The 17901-nt window shown below is 34.2% G+C and carries 12 protein-coding genes and 1 other RNA gene; all 13 read right to left on the bottom strand.

Features of this window, described 5'->3' with window-relative positions; genetic code table 11:
* Positions 1 to 23 precede the first annotated feature (23 nt).
* The 13 genes from DW721_RS12165 to DW721_RS12105 all read right to left on the bottom strand — a co-directional run bounded on the left by DW721_RS12165 (position 24) and on the right by DW721_RS12105 (position 17851).
* Positions 24 to 1148 (bottom strand): nucleoside recognition domain-containing protein, encoded by a 1125-nt coding sequence (locus DW721_RS12165; RefSeq protein WP_118745909.1) that lies wholly within the window; start codon positions 1146 to 1148, stop codon positions 24 to 26.
* A gap of 172 nt (positions 1149 to 1320) precedes the next feature.
* Positions 1321 to 3117: a 6-pyruvoyl-tetrahydropterin synthase-related protein gene (locus DW721_RS12160; RefSeq protein WP_118745908.1), complete on the bottom strand. Its 1797-nt coding sequence runs from the start codon at positions 3115 to 3117 to the stop codon at positions 1321 to 1323.
* Positions 3118 to 3173: 56 nt separating this feature from the next.
* Positions 3174 to 3635 carry a 6-carboxytetrahydropterin synthase gene (locus DW721_RS12155; RefSeq protein ID WP_022014427.1) on the bottom strand — a complete coding sequence of 154 codons (462 nt, stop codon included), beginning with the start codon at positions 3633 to 3635 and terminating at the stop codon, positions 3174 to 3176.
* A 34-nt stretch (positions 3636 to 3669) separates the two neighbouring features.
* Positions 3670 to 4752: a hypothetical protein gene (locus tag DW721_RS12150; protein WP_118745907.1), complete on the bottom strand. Its 1083-nt coding sequence runs from the start codon at positions 4750 to 4752 to the stop codon at positions 3670 to 3672.
* A gap of 46 nt (positions 4753 to 4798) precedes the next feature.
* On the bottom strand, positions 4799 to 6166 hold the full coding sequence (locus DW721_RS12145) for a TIGR03111 family XrtG-associated glycosyltransferase (protein WP_118745906.1): 1368 nt from the start codon (positions 6164 to 6166) through the stop codon (positions 4799 to 4801).
* Complete coding sequence (gene xrtG / locus DW721_RS12140) at positions 6147 to 6749, bottom strand: exosortase family protein XrtG (RefSeq protein WP_055942961.1); 603 nt, start codon at positions 6747 to 6749, stop codon at positions 6147 to 6149. The genes DW721_RS12145 and xrtG overlap by 20 nt, the downstream gene beginning before the upstream one ends.
* Positions 6746 to 8425, bottom strand: coding sequence for a Firmicu-CTERM sorting domain-containing protein (locus tag DW721_RS12135; RefSeq protein WP_118745905.1), 1680 nt, complete (start codon positions 8423 to 8425; stop codon positions 6746 to 6748). Before DW721_RS12135 ends, xrtG begins: the two co-directional genes overlap by 4 nt.
* A gap of 39 nt (positions 8426 to 8464) precedes the next feature.
* Positions 8465 to 8824 carry a 6-carboxytetrahydropterin synthase gene (locus DW721_RS12130; protein ID WP_022014422.1) on the bottom strand — a complete coding sequence of 120 codons (360 nt, stop codon included), beginning with the start codon at positions 8822 to 8824 and terminating at the stop codon, positions 8465 to 8467.
* 88 nt (positions 8825 to 8912) lie between these two features.
* Positions 8913 to 13343 (bottom strand): hypothetical protein, encoded by a 4431-nt coding sequence (locus tag DW721_RS12125; protein WP_118745904.1) that lies wholly within the window; start codon positions 13341 to 13343, stop codon positions 8913 to 8915.
* Positions 13336 to 14070, bottom strand: coding sequence for a DUF6063 family protein (locus tag DW721_RS12120; protein ID WP_022014420.1), 735 nt, complete (start codon positions 14068 to 14070; stop codon positions 13336 to 13338). Before DW721_RS12120 ends, DW721_RS12125 begins: the two co-directional genes overlap by 8 nt.
* Positions 14071 to 14072: 2 nt before the next feature.
* A complete protein-coding gene (locus DW721_RS12115; RefSeq protein ID WP_022014419.1) occupies positions 14073 to 15686 on the bottom strand; it encodes a hypothetical protein in 1614 nt (537 codons plus the stop codon).
* Positions 15687 to 15826: 140 nt separating this feature from the next.
* Positions 15827 to 16170: a transfer-messenger RNA gene (gene ssrA / locus DW721_RS12110) on the bottom strand.
* 364 nt (positions 16171 to 16534) lie between these two features.
* Positions 16535 to 17851 (bottom strand): HAMP domain-containing methyl-accepting chemotaxis protein, encoded by a 1317-nt coding sequence (locus DW721_RS12105; protein WP_243036007.1) that lies wholly within the window; start codon positions 17849 to 17851, stop codon positions 16535 to 16537.
* Between the last annotated feature and the right edge of the window lie 50 nt (positions 17852 to 17901).

Here is a 17901-nt window from a genome sequence, read left to right as displayed (position 1 = left end):
CTCCATTTCACACTCCCTATATTTTATATCCTGAACACCAATAATGCAAGTATTACTGCAATAAATCCCTGCCTTATCTTTGCAATCACATACTTTTTTATTGATAAGTCTGTTCCTGACAGTACACTGTATGTCTGTGCAACACTTGAAATTCCGCCAAAGGCACACAGCCAGACCGTAACAATAGTTTTCGCATCTGTCATAATCACTCTTATACCGGACAGCCATTCATTCCCTGCGAGCTGCATCGCACCTGTACTGACCTCTGTTATCCCTGCGGCAATGCACCCTGCCACATCGTATTTTTCAGGAATTATATATTCTATTATACTCGTTATTATTGAAAATAATATTATGTAACCGCCTATTTTTAATATTGTTTCACACGAATCCGCAATACTCTCATCAACGGCATCCATCACCGGATAATTTTTTTCAGTCTTAACATTTTCTCTGCTTCTCTCATCTTTCCTATTGCTCAATTTTTTACCGTCATTAAGATTTTTTTCAAACTTAACACTTTCTCCTATTCTCTCCGCTTTCTTGTAACTTAATTTCTTCCAGACATTAAAACTTTTTCCATCACTTCCATTTTTATATACATTCACAATCATTTTTTTATCCCGGCTACCATGAGAAGATTTTTCTCTCACCGTCAATTTTTTTCTCACTATCCATGCATTTATCACCGCTGAACCTGCGACAACGACAAATATCAAAAACGGATTTTTTACATCAAGGCATTTTACCCCGATAAATTCAATAAGAAACATAGGGCTTAAATTATTGCAAAACATCATAAGATACTGGGCTTCTTCCCTCTTTATCTCTCCGTCCTTATACAACTGTGCAGCCGTTTTTGCCCCGATAGGACATCCGGCAAGAAACCCTATAAGTATTGGATAACTTCCGCCATCACTTACCCCAAACACTAACCCAAAAAGTGGTCTTAAAAAACGGTTTATGTATTTTGTGGTTTTTAATTTCACCAATATTCCGGACAAAATCATAAAAGGAAGCAATGACGGGACTATTGCCATAAACCATAACAGCAGCCCGTCTTTTGCTCCCTCACTCACAACTGACGGCATTATCGTAAATAAGATTATCATACCGACAGTCATCACTATAAATAATTTTCTTTTCATGATACACCTCTTTAAAATGATATGTCTGCACTATAAATCCATACATTTGTACCAATACCACACTATTACAATTTCAGTCTATAAGTCTGTGCACTACATACTATTGTCTGCAAAGCCTTAGACTTTATGCTAAACATATCTTTAAAAAGCTTTTTGTATCATGTTTATGTTATCATTTGTTTTTTATAACTATTTCATGCTGTGGTGCATCCTCCTGTTTAAATCCAACGAGATTGTCAATATACTTTTTCAGTGTATCATCATATGTTATAGCATAATGACTTATAAGATTGATGCCGACAAAATTTATATTTTTGTCTTTAATACTTCCCATAAAATCAATATTCTGACCGTTTTCTTTAAAATATCCATCAACATTTTTAAGACCATTTATATACACACCCTGCCACTGTGCATACTCTTCATCAAACAGCTCTGTTAATATCTCCTTTTTGTCAATTATCAATGTAGGATAACCGTTTTCAAAATTTATGCTGTTGCAGCTAACCCCAAGAAGTGCTTTGTTTCTTGTCTTCATGTCATAAGGAATATTGTCTGCATTTATCACCACTTTTGTTCCGCTCTTTGCAACATCTTTTATTATATTTTCCGCATCATCCCTATCATCATATGTAAATCCGCTAAGATAAACAGTCTCATATTTTGACAATTCCGATGCCGAATATTTTTCTATATTTGTCTCATCACTTTCATAAATCTGAGGATATATCATCGCCAACTGATGTACCTTATCACCTATTCCTATCGCTTTGTAACTGTTTTCTACTTTAAAATTGCTATTATCACATTTGTCATGGTGAAAAAGTATATAATACTTATTTGATGATATAAGCCTGTAATTTTCTTTTTTTGCGGCATCCTCAACCATATATATGTCGGCATCTTGGTTTCTCATTTTAGACTTTTCTAAAACTACGGTATCATAGCCTGCCGAAATACACCTGTCAAAAACATAAAGGTATTCTCCAAGATCCATTGCCTCCGCAATTTTATCCGTAATCTTATCTTCATTAAGTTTTCCCGCAAGAATCATCTTATTTTTTGTTACTCTCTGTGCTTCCTTCAAAATACTGTCAGATACATCATTCTCTTCTGAAAATGTCACAAAATTATCTCGTTTCTGATATGTCAGATATGCCGAGGGAATCATATCCATACAAAGCAATATACATAATGCAATATATATCTTAAGTTTTAATGTTTCCCACATGACAAATGCCACAAATATGCTGGTATATGACATAATAGCCAGAACATATAATCTGTCACTTCTAAAACCTGTTTTCTTTACAAACCATCCTGCAATCGGATTTACCGTAAATACCATAAGAAATATGCCATATAAAAACATTATATTCGTTTTTCGGTGACTGCATATAAATCCAAATACAGCACATAACAAAATAACTATTCCAAAATAATATATAGACTCATCATGTCTAAGATTATACACAGGATTTAACACATCTTTAATTGAAAAAATAATCGTATCTTCCGAGATACAAAAATTTTCACGATAAAATCCCTTTCCTGCTAATGACTGATATATTGTTACGATATTTGGCAAAAGAACTGCTGCTGCAGGTGCTATAATACCATGTTTTTCTTCATTTACTATTTTCCATAATAAAAGCAGTATCACCATGCAGCCTGAAATCACTGCCGCAGTATATGCATCAAGCTGCCTGAGTATCAGCAAAGCAACCGCGGTAATGACCGGCATAATTTTCTGCTTTGTTTTTATATAATCAAAACTTGTATAAACTGCCACCGGCACGATTACCGTGCTGAGCAGTGCACTTATATTTTCGGTTACAACAACATTATAAAAATTGTATGGTATAAACATCCATATCAATCCCGTAAATATACCTGCAAAATATCTCTTTGTTCTGCAACCTATTAATACCCAGCACAATAAAGCGGCTAAACCTATAATTAAAACCATCTTTTCCCCATTTCCATGTCTATTATTGATACAAATATCTGTTCATAGGCATTATATCACTCAAGTATATTGTCAATTATATTTTCCATAACCTCATCCACCTGTTTTTCCGTCAATTTAGACATATTTTCTTTAAAATCAAGACCATCCCTAAGATCGATAATATAACTTCTTGTCGGAGTTTCACTACTCTCCATAAAAGCAAGTTCTCCTCCAAGCTTCGTTATTATGCTCCTTATCTCATCACAAAAATAATCTGATATATTTTCCAATGTTGGAATCATTGTGTCAAATGGAGGTATCTCATTCATAACTCTCCCCTGAAATTTTTCAAGATACTCTTCTATTGCTTTCTCAAATTTGTTAAAAAGAACAAATTCTCCCTCACTCTTCATTATATAAAACACAAATTCCCATGTATGAGGATGTGTCTGACCGTTTTTTCCGTTTATTATAATATAATGATTCGCATTAAGATAAAATTTAAATTTGTATTCTCTGTAAAGTCTAGTTGCCATATTTCTCCTCCTGACATTTTCAGATGCTGTTATGTCAGCCAATCTGCTCTATTATCTTATTAAGATAATCATTGCAATACTCTTTTAACTTTTTATCGGATTTTCTCCATTCACATGGTGTCAGGCACTTATCATTTGCTCCGATTATCATCTGCATGATATTTTTAACCTCATTTGCGGAATGTCCTATAAACACAAGCATAACCGCATTTTTTTCTTTGACACTGTCTATTTCAAATTTAAGCGTCTTTTTGTCAAGCATCCACTGGGAATTTTTTAAAAAAATGTCATATGCACCTGCATCACTAAAAACAACTGTTTCAAATATCACTGATGTTATATTTTTATTTTCTAATTTTTCCATAAAACGATCTATTATTTTCTCTTTAAATACAGTGTTTTTCACATCATATTCACTCAACATACTAAGTTCACTCTCAATCTTCTCAATGCTCAGATTTTTATTTTGAATCTGTTCATTAAGTTTGTCAATCTGAGACTGTTTTTTATCTATATTGCCCGCCATAATCATCGACACTACTAAAAGCATTAAAACAAGAAGCACAACTCCTATTAGGATTATTATCTGTGCCTGCATAAACTCATTGTTATTGATAATATATTTTTCATTCGTAAGCAGACATATTTTATATTCATCTCCATTTACTTCAAAAAATACACCCGATGCAATATATTTTTTACCTGACTGACTTATAAATCTATGCTTCACTTTATTCTTTTCAAGACTATTCAAAAAACTCCGTCCGCTTTCAGATACATAATACGATGCTGTTGAAAGTCCTCTGTATCTGTCACTCTCTGTTACATCCTTTACAAATAATAAAGAGTCTTCCTTTGACAAAGTCCAATACTCTTTTTCAGAGCCATCAATCGACCCAAGTATATCTCTTATCATTTCCTGTCCTGAACCAGATGTATCTTTTTTAAGATTTATCTGATCCAATACAAGTTTTATATACTGATCCTGCTGAGACGCATAAATTTCAAGAACACTGTTATTGTATGTTTTTGTCTGGTATAAAACCACACAGCCCACAACTAAAGCAAATACAATAATTGCAAATGAAACCTTTTTAAATATTCTGTTTTTATTCATTTTATAACTTCCTCATCCATTCTCTTTTTAATCTTCCAAAAACATATCAGTCAGTGTTGACATTTTTTTTAATCTTCTCGATAATTCTTATCGGTATAATAAATTCATCTCTTATAACCTTGAAGAACGCTCTCTTTTCTTCCGTAAATGTCTTTGTTTTCCATGCACTGTTTGTATTTATACTGTTTATAACCCCTGCAAATCTTATAAAAAATACGACAAAATTAAAAAACGGAAGTAATGGTACTATATACCACTGCCTTGCATAATATCTCCTTAATTTCTTGAAACCTGATAAAAAACCTATCGTTGTAAAATAATAACAATATCCTACCAAAATATAAAGCAGAAATATAAACAAAGTTGAATAAATTATTGAAGTGAAAGAATACTTCATAAACAAAAGACATATAAGTGCAAGATACCATATAATTCTTGGAAATGCAAAAGTATGGTCATACATCAGTGTTCTTATATTAACATCAGTGAATATTTTCAAAGGATTCATCTTTTTTTTCATAAACAGATGTGAAACTTCCAGACTTCCTCTCTGCCACCTCTGTCTCTGTGTATAGAGTTTATTCATATCTTCTATTGGATCAACATAAAATATAGCATTCTCACACATATAAACACGCTTTTTCTGAAGATATTTCATCTGAAATGTAATCTGCGTATCCTCGCATATCGTATCTGTATTATAAAGCTGTGATTTAAGCACCGTAGATTTTCTAAATGCTGAAAATGCACCTGACAATGTATATATGGCATTCAGCTCAGATGCATAATTTCTTCCTGCAAGAAATGCCTGTGCATATTCCATAAACTCCATTTTTCTAAGTAATTTTGCAAAGAAACCCTTATACTCTTCCACCTGGTCCGGCATTGTCATTATCGCACCTGTCATACAGTCTATAGACAGGTCTGCCTCAAACTTATTTACCATATTGGTAAGAGCAGTTTTTTCAAGTATTCCGTCACTGTCAATATGAATTATATATTTTCCATCACTGTTAAATAAAGCAAGATTTAAAGCTTTTGACTTTCCCTGCTTTGCATTTAACCACTGCATCATAAGTTCCGGAAACTTCTTCTGACATTCAGCAAACACATTAAAACTGTTATCCTGCCCCTGATTGTTCACAAGAAATATCCTTATCTTGTCATTCGGATAATCACTTTCATATATCGAACTGATACAGGCCTCTAACGAGTCCTGTGAGTTATAAACAGGTATAAGAAGCGATATCTCCGGATATATTATAGGAATATCATATTTAACCGGTTTTATTTTTTTCTTTATAAGAACAACTATACTTCCTATTGACGGTATTATCTCCATAATAACCGGAATGATTATCCACGCTGCCCAGAAGACAAAAGAATTTACAAATCTATTTATTATCATCGACATATCCAAATCCTCCTACCTTCTGACTTATTATCTGAGCTTTTGTAAATACATAAAAATATAATATGATAGACAAGATATAGAAGAAAATTCTTCCTATCAATGCATGTGAAATATAATAATAATCCACACCTTTGAAATGTATTATAAGACATATCAGTATTATTCTTAATGCATTTGCGACAATAATATATACCGTTCCTATGCATCCTATAATGACTTTTTCATATCTTGAATATACATTAAAAAATATAAGAAGTGACAGAAATGCCGTTATCTCAATAATACCCGAACATTCAAAATCAATCTTTAGTGTAATGGAATCTTTGGCTGATTCCACAAAAATAATACCATATTTATAATATGGTTCAAATACACCGGTCATTTTTCCAACTATGCCGGCAACCGCTGCTACAATATTTGCCATAGGCTGTGTAAGTACATCTTTAAATCCGACAAAAATGATTACAAACAATCCGGCACTTCCCCATAGGAAATGCCAGAATGGTAATTTTGCTTTTTTAGTCACATGAAGTATGTATAACCACACAACCAGAAATATCAAAAGTATTATATATCTAATCATTCAGCTATCCTCATCATGCTCTTTTTATCTTTTCTTTTTTTGTATGAAAGTACACCTGCTGCCGTAAGACAACACATTGTAACCCCCACAAAAGGACCTGTAGAAGTACCCGCATATGTCACCCACTCTTCACCTATATTTATATACTGTGCCTGCAAAACTTTCATCTCATTTTCATCAAGACCAAATTTCTTAGCAAGTTTGTTCATATAAATTCGATATTCCATCTCATCATATTTGCTGCCTGTTGTTATCTTAATCTTTCCATAATCAATAAACCCCTTATCTGATACATTTTTATAAGTCGTCCATGAGCCTATATCTACAAGTGTAAACTCATATGTTCCATTTTCAAGATTTGTAAGCTTTGGATTCCAGTTTATATTTCCATCCTTGTCAACAGAAACAAATCTGAAAGAAATTGATGTCTTATCATTTTTATTGGCTCTTACCGCAAACGGCATAAACTCATTTTTCCCCTCAGTTGTCTTATGAAGAAGTGATTTTACATGACCGTACAAATATCCGTCAGATGCATATAAAGCAGCCTCCGAATCATCAGTCTGTCCACCCTGTGTAGAATATTCTATAAGTGAATGTGGATAATCGTCCCAGTCGCTATACTCACCATCATATGTTATTCCATCAAACTTCTTGTTAAGTGCACCATGCGATGAACCCTTGTCAATATTTACTATATCTTCCACAAGTGGTTTATCTGCACAGTAATATCCAAATGAAAACTTTTTATTGTACTGTTTAAGTGCAGAAACAGGTACTGAAATTTCATACTGTAGATTTGAATGTTCTACTTTTATACTTTCACCCTTCATCTGATGGGTTACATAGTCATTTACCTCAACCTGATATTTTCCATCTTTTTTTACCAGCTTTAAAGATGTTCTTCTTCCTGTATCAGTGAGGAGCTCATATGCACCTCTTGAATAACTTCCTGATGCTAAAGCTGCACCATCTGAAGTTTCCTTAAGATATATGTAAATATAATCCCCGTCAAATACAACCGCAGCCTTTGATAAGTTATTGTTTTTCTCAGTGTTACCCGTAACATCTTTTTTGTCAACAGCATTCCAGTCTGAGAAATTTCCATCAATCTTTATACCCTTATATACATAGTCACTCTTCGTCTCTTCATCCTTTGACTTTAAGTCAGTAATATCATCGCTTTTGACCTTTGTCCCACAATATTCCAATGTGTATTTTTTACCGCCAAAAAATTTCTGAGGTATCCTGAATTCAGTTTCATACTTATCTTTTTCCTGACTTGGCTCTGATGCCTTATCTTTATCACCTACACCATCTATATCACCAAAAGTTCCGTTTTTAACAGCATTCATATTTGCTTCAAAACGTATTCCGTCACTGCTTCCATCTTCATATTTGATAATAAAGTTTGTAGATGTTATAGGCTGTCCATATATATTTCCACCATTTTGCTGAACATAAAAATATACATAGTCATCATTCTTTGACACAGACCATTTTGCAATCTTTGAATCATTTGACTTATATGCAGGAATTCCATCCCACTCTGAAGGATTTCCATCAATTTTTATCGTTCTTGCCGCCATAGCTTTATTCTGCGGCATAAAAAATGATGTTCCTGCAAGCAGCAATGCCATACTTCCTGCAACAATCGTTTTCTCTAGTCTTACCATAAATCTCTCCCCTTTTAAATAAAAAAACAAAACTAATCTTTACATTCTTATTTCCTCAGTTGAAACTGAATATATCCTCAATGGATTTTCTCCAATTTCAAGCCTTATCAATGCCCAACCATTTTTTTCAAAAACCATGAAAAGTTTTTTCCAAAAAACTTCTCCTACATTTTCAATATTTGCGTCCCCATTAAACTCTTCCAAATCGTTTAAATATTTGTTTTTGTATTCTTCAAGTGTTTCATTCACCATGTTCTCCATATCGGAAAATTCAACAAAATCATCATCCGACGGTTTTGCAAATATTTCTCCTTCTAATATATGATTATGCTTGTTCTTTTCATTATTGTCAACACTATGTGTTATGCCAAGTCTGTATTTAATCTTATAACATTTCATCTACTACCCATGACACCTCCATTTCAGAATAATGTACTCTCTCAACAACATCATGTCGTATAATACTTAAAATACAATTTTATATATTTTAGAACATAAGCTCCTGCTGTGTAACCTGTATCTGCGTTGCTATCATTGTTTCCTGTTCATCTCCTCTTGTGTGCTCCCCTTTAAGATACTGCATTCCGTTTCTCAAGCTTGCCGCCACAAGATTTAACACATAAATATTGTCAAATCTGTCATATATTGAATCACCACCAAGACCTGAAAGGCAGATAAGCTGCGTATTTGTCTTTTTTGCCATATCCATAAGCGGTTTCAAAAGATGTGAAGCATTTGTCTGTGCAAAAGGATTGTCCATAACAAGCACTTTTCCCTCATTATAATTGGTAAATACATCTGACACATCTTTTCTCATATAGTAGAGCAGACTTGACAGAACTATAAATGCCGACAAAAATCCCTCACCACCTGAATTTTTCGCAACATCTGACCATGAAATTTCTCTTCCTTTCTGCTCCTCTATCTTATAAAGTTTTATGCGGACATTACCCGTACCTGCCACCGTATCGTATAGATACTTCGTGTTGATATAAAGCCCTGTTATATCATCAGGATTTTTATTTTCCTCTAATGCCTTTATCGTCTTTGCAGTAACCTCTTCAAGAATATCCTGTATCTTAAGATGGTATATCTCCTCATTCTCATACCACTCAGGCAGAGTTATCTTAAGCATTTTCTTACTCTCTCCATGCACTTTTATCGTTGAATTTCCATCTATCTTGCCCAGCTCCTCATGGACATCCCTTACATATTCCTCAAGAAGTTCAACTATCCTTACACGCTCCTTTTCAACGATGGCAACATCTACCTCAAGTTTTTCTATCATACTTTCGTAAGATGAAACCAGTATATCAAGCTGTTTCATGAAATTGACTGCGTTATCCGTAAGTGATAATAATACTTCGATAGGCTTCTGGAAAAATTCATCCTTAAAGATATTTTTTCTTGCCATCTCGTTTAAAAGTCTTGTGATAACATTACTCTGCTTTCTCTCATTTTCAATAAGTTCTCTGTAATCTCTTATCATCATGCCCCTGAACTTATCAATTTCTTTTACCGACTTTCCAAAAATATCCTCTTTCTTTATATGCTCATCGGTTTCCTCAACCTTTAAATCACTATATTCGGCAAGTGCAGAAATATTTGCTTCATATCCCCTGCAAAGACTTGTAACTCCGTCAAGGTCAAGTCTGGTGTCTCTTATCTCATTTTGTATTATAATTATCCTGTCTTTAAAGTTTGTGTCAGATATTTTATCCTTGCTAATTGGCTCTTTCTTTTCAGCAATCCTATACATATCCTTGTAAGCGTGCTCAATGTCTGACTCTTTTTTGGTTATCTGCGTATTGACTTTGTTAAGTTTTTCATCATACAACTGTAACTCCATATTGTTAGCAGATATGCGTTCATCTAATTCTGCCTTATCGTCTTTATCATACCTTGTCTTTTCAATGTCTGTTTTTTTAATACGGTATTTTGCAAGCAGTTCTGCTAACTCCTGCTTACTCTTAAGAAATCTCCTGTTGGCACTGTTATACTGCTCTGTAAGAAGTTTCACTTCATTTGAATAATCATTTAAAAGGGCATTGTAAGCTGCCTCTTTTGAAATCCTTTCCTCTTCGTCAAGCAAAGTATAAGACGCCTTATCAACATCTTCTGATTTTCCCTTAAATTTTTCAAAATATTCATATCTTTCCTGAAGTCCAAGAAGCTCCTGTTTCTTCTTCATCTCAGTTTTTTCATCCGCTTTGATATCCTCGATAAGGTTATTAAGTTTTTCTGTAATAATGTTCAGCTTATTGTCAATATCTTCATTTTTCTTGTCAAGTCGTATTTTTTCCTCTTTTGCATCGCAGTAATCATTATAACTTTCTCTAAGCATCTCGAAATCCTGCAATCTTATCCCTGCAAGATTTTTTTTATCATTCAGTGCTGTTACATTCTGATTTATCTGTTCGTTTACTAAGGTAATCTTTCTTTTCAAACTTTCCAGATTTTCAAGTTCAGCCTGCATCTTAACATTTTCACTCTCAAGTGTATCAATAAGTCCCCTGCTGCTTTCTATACTGTCACTTTCTATCGTCTGATTTTTTATACATTCCTGTTTAGAAAAATACTCCTTATATTCTTCATCTCTTCTCTCAATGTTTTCCTGTATTTTCCTGCTTTTTTCCTTTTTTTGTTCTATGATTTCATATCGTTTGCTATCATTGAGAAGTTCCTCTTGGAATTTCAGATAAAAGCTTATCTTTTCAAGTTCTACAACACCTGTTTCATCATTTATAAAACCATCTTCAAGCTCCTCTCTCTTTACAATCGGCACCGGATTTGAAGTAAATACCTTATTTTTATCTGCCAACAGCTTTTTAAAATCCTCACCGGAGATTATTACCGCATATGGAATAAATGGATTATTGGCAGCTATCTTTTTATTTTCATCCATACTTCTCCCATTATTTGAAAGCCACTCCATACCATATATATATTCAATCTCCATAGATGACAGATATTCATCAAACTCTTTTGAAACCTCCAACAATCTTCCATTCTCAAGAAGTTTTATCTCTGTGTTTGTCTGCTCGCTCTCACGCTCTAACAACCTTTTTGCAGCACTTATCTCCTTAAGCTTTCTGTCTGCACCCTTAAGTATCACTTCCTTGTTATAAACATCATTTTCACTTACAAGAAAATGTTTCATAATATCCTGTCTTATTTTTAACTGCTCCTCAAAATCAAGACATATTTCTCTCTCTGATGCCAGCTTGCTCTTTTTCTCCATAATCTCATTTCTGAGATCATCCTGCTTTCTTACATATTTTACAAAATCATCATCATTTTTCACCTTTTCCTGTTTAAGAGAAACTATATCTTTTTGTATCTTCGATATTTCTTTTTTATACTCATCATCTCTTAATTCTAATGCCCCCGTCTCATAAACACCTAAAATATTTCTGCAAAGCTTTTCTTCGTATTTTTTATTAAACTGTTCTTCAATCACATCATAATTTGAAATCTTTGCCTGACATTTTCCTATCTGTAATGAATTGTCATCCTTTTGTTTAAAACAGTCGGACTTACTTTGGTTGTACTCTTTTTCCTGCTTTTCCTGCTTTTTTATATTTTCTCTTGTATTTGCGATTTCAGCCTCGCACTCCGAAACTGCCCTGCTGTAATGTTTAAAAAGTGTTTTTCCAAGTTCCTGTCTTTCAGGTTCTTTCTGTTCCTCACTCTTTTTTGATGCTTCAAGACGGCTCTCAATCTTTCTACATTCTGCAAGAGCAGCATTTTTTTCTTCATTTTCTCTCGCACAAAGAAGCTTTGCCCTCTTATTCTCAAGCCTGTCTTTTTCTTTTGCAACCTGACCTTTTTCAAGTGTTATCTGCTCGTATTCATGTATGAGTCTTTCCTTTTTTGCCTCTAATGAATGAATATTATATGATACTTCTTCATATTTTATATCTGAAATCTCTATCTGTTTTTTTCTTATATCTTCGTCAAGAAGTCTTTTTCTTTCCTCAGCTTCTGCATTTAACTCATTTAATATCACATTAAACCATGCAATATCATTTTCTTTATTTTTTCTTTTCTCAGTGTAATCGACATATTCATCTGCATATACTCTTATGCCCGATGCTTCTTCTAAAAAACCTCTGAGATTTTTCATTCTCTGAATTTTTGTCTGATTGTCCCTGTACTGTTTTGCGTATTTTTTTATTATAGTCTCAAATTCTAAAATGCGGTTTCCATCTTTATTGAGTTTACTCTCTATTGCTTCTAAAAACCACTTTTCAACAAGACCTTTTTCATCACGGCAATCCGTAAACAACTCTGAAAGTCCAGATTCTTTTAAATTTATCTTTTTTATAATAGTTTCCCATTCTTTATAATTTATCTGGTACTGCTTAAGCTTTTCAAAATACATTCTTGACTGGGCAGGCATATCCATATCATAGTAATTAAAATGCATACCATCTTCTCTTTTAAGCTTTTCAAATACCTTTTTACATGAACCCCAGTTTTTTAATGTCATACCTGATTCAGTCTCATTTATTATAGGTATATGATATATGTCATTTTCACATCTGGCAGTATATTCATATACAAAATTTATCATCTCAAGTTCATCATGAGCCTCCCCATCCGAAACCTCCTGATTTTTTCTTACCATCATTCCGGTAAGCACATAACCGGCTTCCCCGTCAAGCACCCACTCGACCATAATGAAAGTCGGTCTGTTTGTCGTAAAATAACTCTCAAACTTTCTATCCTTTGTATCCCTATATCTTTTATGCACAAATGGTGCCGTCATCATCTGCACCAGCACTGTCTTTCCGCCACCATTTCTAAGTGACATAAGCGTACTTTCACCATTAAACTGAAATGCTTCATCACTTATCTTGATAGAATTATTGTTATAATTTAAGTTTACGATACGAAGTGTATTTATCTTACTCACCTTTTACCTTCTCCTTTTCATCACTGATTCCCAAAACTTTGCTCACTCTTATATAGTTGTTCTGATTTAACAAATTCCAGTCCATAAAACTGTCAAGTTTTTTTGTTGTGTTTATCATATCATCTCTCTCTATATACTCTATAAGTCCCTGTTCCTGTAAAAAGGTCAGTATCCTGTGGACAAAACCCTCTTTTGTCGTCTTTGTCTTTCTTCCCTTTTCGTCACTTCTAAGTGCCGTGTATGCTTCAAGCATATTTGAAAATGCAAGCCCTGTCTTTTCCTCTTCCTCCTCGGTCATATTATTTCCAGCCTGTATAAGTCTGTCTGAAACCAGATTTATAAGTTCACCGACCTTAATATATTCTCTTGATTTACTGCTGCTCCCCTGACCGTCATAAAATTCTGTAAGCATTGTAAGGATAACAAACTGTGACAGATAATAATCCTTGTCCGTAGCTCCTGACTTACAGAGTTTCGCTTTTAATTCCTGCTTTGAAAACCCGAGAAAATCGTTGTCTTCAGCAGGTATAAGATATATCACACTTCCATATCTTTCTACTGTACAATCCGCAATTTCACCCTGACTTTTCACAAGATTCATTATTCTTGGATTTTGTGTGTAACCTTCAAACAGCTCCTTATTATCTTCCTCCCTTAATTCATGTTTTGAAATAAGCGTACAAAATATTTCCTGACTTATCTTTACTTCTTCTGCCTCGTATGCCATAACTACTCCATTTCTTTCTCAAATCTAAATTGAACATTAGAACAATATATATTTCGTCTGTCACCAAATTCATTGTAAACATCCTTAAAACAAACTGTCTGTCCGTCATCACATCTTCTTACGGTTATCCGTTTAATCTGTGAATTTTTTCTCTCATCAGCAATTTTTAATATCATTTCATTTAGCTGAAAACTACAGCTTTCCTCCGCAACTATATTTCTTCTCTCTTTTCTAAGTTCATCAATATCAATACTTCCGGCTTTAATAAACTCAACCATTATCTCCTTAAACATTTCAGCATTCGGAATAAACACTTTCTTCTGTTCCTCTGGCAGACTACTCATTGAAGCTAAATCAATCTCGCCATCATTCTCCATTGTCCTTTCAACAAGAAATTCCATACTGGACTGATATTTTTTTAACTTTTCCCTGAGTTTTCTCTCCTTTTGCTCCTCATAGTCCATAGCATCAAAATCAAGTTTTTCTTCTTCTTCATCATCATTTTTCTCTCTGAGCGGCTTCTGATACTGAATACACTTATTCAGATTGTAAACTTTCTCCGGATTATTTCTAAAAAGCGGATTTAAAAACTGATTTATATTTACAAGACTGCCCGGATGCTCAATAATTTTGTCATACAGATCATTTCTGATAGAAAACCTTTTAATAAGCGTCATCTTTGACATCTGCTCAAGCTCATGAGAATAAAGATCTTTAAGGTCAAAATGTTTATTTAATATCTTCTGATGTTCATCTATCGACCTGCTCAAATATCTCTCAATATCCTGAAGATTATGAAGTTTTTCCATATCCTCATCACTCAAAGCCTTAATATTTATATTTTCATCTTCTAGTTCTTTAACACGGTTTCTAACCACACGCCTGTACTCCATAAACTTGTGCTTTGTATCACTTATGGCAGTCATATTTTCATTTAAAATCTGCTCGTAATCCTCAATAGAATAATTAAGTGCATTTCGCCTTATCTTATCCATCGCCTCCTGTATTTTCTGAAGCTGTATGCGCAGCATATTAAAAATATTTTTAACCTCATCAAGTGCCTGATCATATGTAGCCCGTTCTAAGTGCATCTTAAATATCATCTCATGTATCGTAAGCTTCATATTGTTTTCGACTTCGAGTGTCGATAATACCAGATTATATCCGTTATCAGTAAGTTTGTAGCTTGTTCTTTTTATATCACCATCAAGATAGACCACCTCATTTGACAGATAACTTATATTTTTCTTTTTATATTCACGCTTTTCAAACTCAAAACAGTCAAAATACATCGCATGACCTTCATCACACAAAACAATATTTATAATAAACTCAGCAAGCTCCCTGCTTTTTTCGTAAGAAAGACTTTTTTTCAGATACCTGTTACATACATCATCAACAAAGACTGATATATCATCAATCGTACAAGGCTGCTCCCTGAGTGAATACTCCATAATGAACAAAAGAACCGCATATATCATATTCACCTGCTCGTCCATTGTCTCAAAACCGAACTGTTTCCAGGTAGTCTTCTGCCAACTGTTTTTTATCAATGTTGAGAACATACCAACAATCTTCATTCTCTTTGAAAACTGTTTCAAAAAATCGTATTCCATATTTTAAAATTTCTCCCGTTTATTTGTTACTTAATAATCTTTTAATATGTAATAGTATAAAGGATTTAAGATTTAAATACAAATATTAAGAAAAAAATGTTGAAACAACCAAAAATTTGGTTGTTTCAACATTTAATAAATAGTGGAGCTGCGGGGAGTCGAACCCCGGTCCGAACCCAGATTCAATGTACTTCTACTGTTATAGTCAGTGCTTTAACATTCCCTCCGGCTGACGCCCACTAACAGGCTGCAGCTTTTAGTAGCTTCATAAATGTTCTAATATCTCAAAGCTTTGACATTAGAGGGTCCCACAAGGTTGACACCGGTGATCCTCATCGTGGGCTATGAGGGCCGATGAGCTGCAACTAGGCAGCTAATGCAAAATTATCTTCTGCGTTTAAATTTAAGTCGAACTTTTTACGTGGTGTCCGACCACGAACAGCTTCTCCATCTTCAGTGAGCCCGTCGAAACCAGTACAACCCCGTTGTACTGAGCTGCTCTCTGGCAACTGTTTTTAATGAAGCCATTTTACCATATTTCATTTTATGTGTCAACTTATTTTAAAAAACCTAGACACTTATATTGTAACAGTTCAGTCTTGCATTTCTTACATTCATAAACCTGCCAGCGAGCTGTCAGTCGCTGCTTTGCAGCTTTTGTTTATTTCATTTCAGAAATGAAAGGCTATTCTACCATAAAAAGATAATTGGCAATACAATGAACAAGCTCATTGTATTGCCAATTATCTTTTTATGGCTGAACTGTTACCTTATATTGAAAACAGACTGTTCCTACTTAAAAGGTTAAGTACCGATAACAGCCTGTTCGCAATAAAATATGATTTTATTTATTTAAACTTAGCAACCTTAAACTTTCTGATAAGACTATCAAGTTCTTCTGCCTGTCCACTCATTTCTTCGCTTGCAGCCGCACACTCCTGCGCTGTCGCAGAATTATTCTGGACATTATTGTTTATCTGGTCAACACCCTCATTTATCTGATCAAATGAATCATTCTGAGCACCAAGTGCATCTGCAACTTCATTAACTTCCTTTGTAATAGCATCTGAACCTGCTACCACATTCTCTAACTGTTTCGCCGTTTCATCAACAATTATGATACCTTTTTCAACAGCTTTTACAGATGTCTCAACAAGCTGTGATGACTCTTTTGCCGCTTCTGAACTCTGTGCTGCCAAAACTGCCACCTGGTCTGCAACAACCGCAAAACCTTTTCCTGCTTCTCCTGCTCTCGCAGCTTCTATGGATGCATTTAAAGCAAGCAGATTTGTCTGTGCGGATATATCGTTTATTGTAGCAATAATCTTTCCTATTTCCTGTGATGCCTCGCTGATTTCGTTCATAGACTGAACCATCTCCTGCATCTTCTCATTTCCAATAGCAATCTCACCGCCAAGATTTTTAACCTTTGCACTTATATCTTCTGCATTACGTGCGTTCTTTGCTACCTGCTCAGATATGTTTGTGATGGTTGCCGTAAGTTCTTCTGTGACTGCTGCCTGCTCAGTCGAACTCTCTGCAAGTCCGTTTGAACTTTCTGATACCTGCTGTGAGCCATCTGCAACTTCATCTGCAACACGCTGTATGCTTTTAACTGTAGTTGACATACTCTTTTCAAATTCAACAAAAGAATCTCTGATACCTTTAAAATCTCCCTGCCATTCTACCTGTGGTTCTACCGCAAAATTTCCTTTTGAGAACTCATCCATGGAATTTGAAATATCATCGACATAGGAAGCGAGTACCGAAACCGACTTTCTTAGGTCATGTGCAAGTTCTCCAATCTTATTCTTTGCACGATAATCTATTTCACAATGAAGATTACCGGCAGCAATTTCTTTAGTAACCTTTTCGATTTCTATCAAAGGTTCGATGATAGACTGAACGATCTTTGTACCAAGCATCTTTGAAAAATATATTGCAAGTCCGACAAATGCTATTATTAAAATAATACCTATTATAAATATGGCAGTTGTACTACTTAAATTTCCACTTGCACCTATATTCTTCTTAACATCCTTAAATACCAAGCTTAAAGCTATAATTGATAAAATACCTGATGCCACCATAAGCTTTATCACGAAATTAAAGCCATAGTTAATCTTGTGTCTTACATTTAAACTTTCAAGTTTTTTGTCAAACAAAATTATCACTCCTTATTCGTATTATTTTTCAAGTACTTTATTATATACTC

The organism is Clostridium sp. AM27-31LB (assembly GCF_003480745.1).
Lineage (GTDB): Bacteria > Bacillota > Clostridia > Lachnospirales > Lachnospiraceae > Butyribacter > Butyribacter intestini.
Note: the sequence above shows the minus strand (reverse complement) of the source record. Positions and strands in the feature narration are given on the sequence as shown.

Excerpts from the sequence above, each read along its gene's own strand:
- DW721_RS12155 (WP_022014427.1), bottom strand. The coding sequence starts at position 3,635 with ATGGCAACTAGACTTTACAGAGAATACAAATTTAAATTTTATCTTAAT.
- DW721_RS12160 (WP_118745908.1), bottom strand. The coding sequence starts at position 3,117 with ATGGTTTTAATTATAGGTTTAGCCGCTTTATTGTGCTGGGTATTAATA.
- DW721_RS12150 (WP_118745907.1), bottom strand. The coding sequence starts at position 4,752 with ATGAATAAAAACAGAATATTTAAAAAGGTTTCATTTGCAATTATTGTA.
- xrtG (WP_055942961.1), bottom strand. The coding sequence starts at position 6,749 with ATGATTAGATATATAATACTTTTGATATTTCTGGTTGTGTGGTTATAC.
- DW721_RS12135 (WP_118745905.1), bottom strand. The coding sequence starts at position 8,425 with ATGGTAAGACTAGAGAAAACGATTGTTGCAGGAAGTATGGCATTGCTG.
- DW721_RS12120 (WP_022014420.1), bottom strand. The coding sequence starts at position 14,070 with ATGGCATACGAGGCAGAAGAAGTAAAGATAAGTCAGGAAATATTTTGT.
- DW721_RS12115 (WP_022014419.1), bottom strand. The coding sequence starts at position 15,686 with ATGGAATACGATTTTTTGAAACAGTTTTCAAAGAGAATGAAGATTGTT.
- DW721_RS12145 (WP_118745906.1), bottom strand. The coding sequence starts at position 6,166 with ATGTCGATGATAATAAATAGATTTGTAAATTCTTTTGTCTTCTGGGCA.
- DW721_RS12130 (WP_022014422.1), bottom strand. The coding sequence starts at position 8,824 with ATGAAATGTTATAAGATTAAATACAGACTTGGCATAACACATAGTGTT.
- DW721_RS12165 (WP_118745909.1), bottom strand. The coding sequence starts at position 1,148 with ATGAAAAGAAAATTATTTATAGTGATGACTGTCGGTATGATAATCTTA.